This window comes from Brachyspira sp., from assembly GCF_050873525.1.
GTDB lineage: Bacteria > Spirochaetota > Brachyspiria > Brachyspirales > Brachyspiraceae > Brachyspira.
The window spans coordinates 1-3,831 of record NZ_JBNMIZ010000238.1 but is presented as its reverse complement, the minus strand read 5'-3'; the positions used below and the strand labels follow the sequence as shown (position 1 = coordinate 3,831).

2 protein-coding genes are annotated in these 3,831 nt (G+C 30.6%); one reads left to right on the top strand and one right to left on the bottom strand.

The window, feature by feature from the left end:
* Positions 1–294 precede the first annotated feature (294 nt).
* On the top strand, positions 295–744 hold the full coding sequence (locus ACR0QS_RS11855; RefSeq protein WP_432633660.1) for a hypothetical protein: 450 nt from the start codon (positions 295–297) through the stop codon (positions 742–744).
* An 81-nt stretch (positions 745–825) separates the two neighbouring features.
* Here the strand turns inward: ACR0QS_RS11855 and ACR0QS_RS11850 are convergent, their stop codons facing one another.
* Positions 826–3,735, bottom strand: a complete 2,910-nt coding sequence (locus tag ACR0QS_RS11850; protein ID WP_432633659.1) for a methyl-accepting chemotaxis protein — start codon at positions 3,733–3,735, stop codon at positions 826–828.
* Between the last annotated feature and the right edge of the window lie 96 nt (positions 3,736–3,831).

Below are 3,831 nucleotides of genomic sequence, written 5' to 3'. Positions count from 1 at the left end.
GTCATATAGTTCCGTCATTATTTTTAAATTTTGTCATTGCAGATTTATCGAAGCAATCCGCTATTATTAAAGCAAAGCAATGTATTTTTTTATTTAAACAGTTGACAAAAAATTTTAAATATCGTATAATTCGCTCATAGCCGAATGAAAAAATTTCGGACTAAATCTATTTAACAAGGAGATAAATTCTCATGAAGAAACGAAACGAAACGAAACGAAACGAAACGAAACGAAACGAAACGAAACGAAACGAAACGAAACGAAACGAAACGAAACGAAACGAAACGGTTATTATTGTCTTTAATTAATAATCATTTCAAAACATTTCTAATCTCATTATTATCATTAACATTATTATTTTCAATTAGCTGCAGTAACGAAGACTCAACTGGAGGAGGCGGTTCAATCAATACTTATGCAGGCAACTGGTATGACTCAAGCGATGATGCGAAAATCATGACCATAAATTCGGACGGTTCTGTAACTTTAATTGATGCAAACTCAAATCCCGTTAAAATTACTAATATAACGAAAAAGAGCGATACAAATTTTATCTTATATTACGATACCGATACCGAAATGGATATTGAAGGAACTACAGTTACAGTATCCGTTAGAATTCAATTTGATATCAATTTTTCAAGTTATAATTCTGGAACTATAGTAGTTACTTCGTCAGCTTCAATCGGAGGCGCTGGAGGAGAAAATCAGCCAAGCGACCCGATTAATATTGTTAAAAAATAATAAGAATGATAAATAATTATTAAAACGAAAATTACCGAGTCTTTTTTAGGCTCGGTTTTTTATTATATATATTTTCAATTTCTACCAAGTCACAATATATTCCGTGTAAATATAACCGCCGCTAATCGACTGAGTAATTTTTACTTCCGAAGAGTTTGGATATTTTTGTCTGAAAATATTTCCAATCATTTCATAATAATATTTTTCAATACTCAAATCGTAATTTGGAAAATAAGACAAATGATAAATAACTTTTTTTCTGTCAAGTTTGACAATTTCTATATTTACATTTCTAAATAATTTTTTGCCAAGTTTAATAATCACTTTACTTAAAGAATTTTTTCCCATCAATCTGATTGAAAATTTCTTAAAAGGACTAAACTCGTTAAAATCGTATTTAGCCTTATCGGTAATCGCGTCTTTTGAATCTTTATAAAATTCTTCATTAATCGCGTTTATCGGAACAAAGAACGCCGAAGATAAAGCGAATCTTTTTATATATTTTGCCCGCTTAATATCGCCGTAAATCAATTTTGAATCTTCCGACACTTTTTCCAATAATTTATTAAAATTGTCTTTTCCTAATTTTTCTATAATAAATTTATACATTCCTTTTACAAATTTAAATTTTGCGTAGGCTTCGTCTCCGATTTTTATTTTATTTTTTATTATCTCTTCAAAATCCGCCGCACCGTAATCGAAAGTTTCTTTTGGCAAATTGTCCGCCGTATCTTCTCCGACTTTAGAATCGTCTTCAATTTCTTTTATTAGGTTATGGAGATTTAAAATATTCTCTTTCATGCTTTTAGTTTTTTCCACTATATCGTCCGAGTTTTCTGCCACAAGTTTAACCGCTTCGTCATTTTTATTCGATAATTCCAGTAATTTAAGAATATTTATTAAATCGCTTGAAATTCTATTATGCAGTATCGTGTATCGTTCTCTCACATCTTTAACCGTATCGTATATATTCGTTATTGAAGAAGTTATTTCTTTGGAAGAAGCCGATTTTTCATCCGTGATTTTTTTCAAGTTATCCATATTTTCTTCAAAACTTTGGAATTTATAAAGCATATTTTCTATTGCAGAAATTCTTTCGTCTATACTTTGATTAAGCAAATTAAATTGTTTTTCTAAATTTCTAATTACGGATGTAGCGTTTTCCGATTGAATATTTGTCATAACCGCCAATTTTCTTATTTCTTCCGCTATAATACTGAATCCTTTTCCCTGTTCTCCCGCATGAGCCGCTTCGATTGCCGCGTTCATAGCGAGCATATTCGTTTGCTGCGAAGTTTCTATAGTAGCGTTTACGAAGTCGTTAATTCCTCTCATTAAACTAACCGCCGTTTTTAGCGAGTTTTCGGTTTTCAATATTCTATCTTTACCGCTTTTCGACAATTCTATCACATCCTGCGTCTCTTCTTTGATTTTTGACATAGCCGCCGAAACTTTATCAATATCTAACTGCATATTTGAAGAAGCCGAATTGATTTTATTAAAAGTTTCTAATTGAAAATCTATTTTTTCCTGAAGTTCTTTTGTAATATCGGTTATAGATTTCAAATCGGATAAATTCGTATTTATATTTTCCGCTATTTCCAAATTGCTGTTTTCCACTTCTTTAATTCCGTTTTCCTGTTTTATTATATTGTCTACTACCGATTCTGAAGATTCTACCATAGAATTAGAGATTTTTGCCACATTCTCGATTTTATCTTTGATTGAAACTCTCTGTTCTTTCGATAAAGTTAAAGTTTTATTTCCCATAGAAAATAAATACTGAACCATATACTGATAAATATTAATCCAGTTGCTTATATCTCCCAATTCGTCTTTCGATTTTATTTTGCTTACGCTCGTAAATATATTGCGACTCAAAACACTTTCTTCGAGTTCGGTCGATATTTTCTTTAAAGGTTTCAAATATATTGGAATAAATAATTTTAAGATAATTATTATTACAAAAATTGCAATCGCCAAAATAAGAATTAAAGTTCTATTAATCGTATTCAAAGCGCCGTGAAAATAACTTTCGGGAACGAACATTAATAAATCGTAATTCGCGTTATCAAGCTGTCTTATAAATAAAGTATAATTTCTGCCGTCAATATTATAATTTTCGATAGTTCTTGAATTCGTATAAAAACTGATATTATCGGAAATATATTTCGCGGTCGGAATCTCGGAAATATTTCTTAATATATATCCCGCGTCTTTATGAAAAATAATATCTCCGCTTCTATTGTCAAAAATTATCGGATTGAATTCATCGTTTTTTGAAATATTTTCCATCGTTCTATAGGCTATATCCAATGAAATATCTGTAACCGCAACTCCGATAGCGTTTCCGTTTATTTCGGAATATATCGGAGAAGATACGGAAATGACTCTTTGCGGGCTGTATGTTTCTTTAGAATAAGGAATTGAATAATATATATTTCTCGGTCTTCTTGTCGCCCTGTTCCATTCTTCTGGAAGCGCTATTTGATAAAATTCTGCCCGAGTATAACTTCTATTTTCGTTTAATTTTTCGCCTCTCAATATAGACGATGTTGACGACTGCCTCCTAGCCGCGTTATCCAAATCGTATAAATAAATAGAATATAATCCTCTTAAATTTACATTCGTAGCGATAATATTCGGTTCAAAATATACTCCGTTCGCTATAATATAAGGCAAATCTATTTGAGACTGATGAAATTTTTGAATTATATTTCTTAAATTTCCCGCCGTGTTTTCAATACTTCCAAGAGAATATAAATCGTAAGATACGCTCGCTATATCCGAAAGCGCTACCGCTCCTACGCTTGTCGAAGTAAATATAGAATTAAAAGTATAAGTTAAGTCGTAAAAATAATTTTCCGAGATAGCCATTGCCGATTCGGAAAAAGCCCTTTCGTTAGATTTCGTATTTACAAAAATAGCGGGCGATAAAGCCAAAACTACTATTATTATCACCAAAAGGAGAATCTTATTTTTAAAACTCATATAAAAACCTTATCTATAATTTCTAAAAAACCGTTTTATATTTATAATTATTTATTATATAATTTTCGGATATTTGATTTATATTATACATTATTT

Excerpts from the sequence above, each read along its gene's own strand:
- ACR0QS_RS11850 (WP_432633659.1), bottom strand. The coding sequence starts at position 3,735 with ATGAGTTTTAAAAATAAGATTCTCCTTTTGGTGATAATAATAGTAGTT.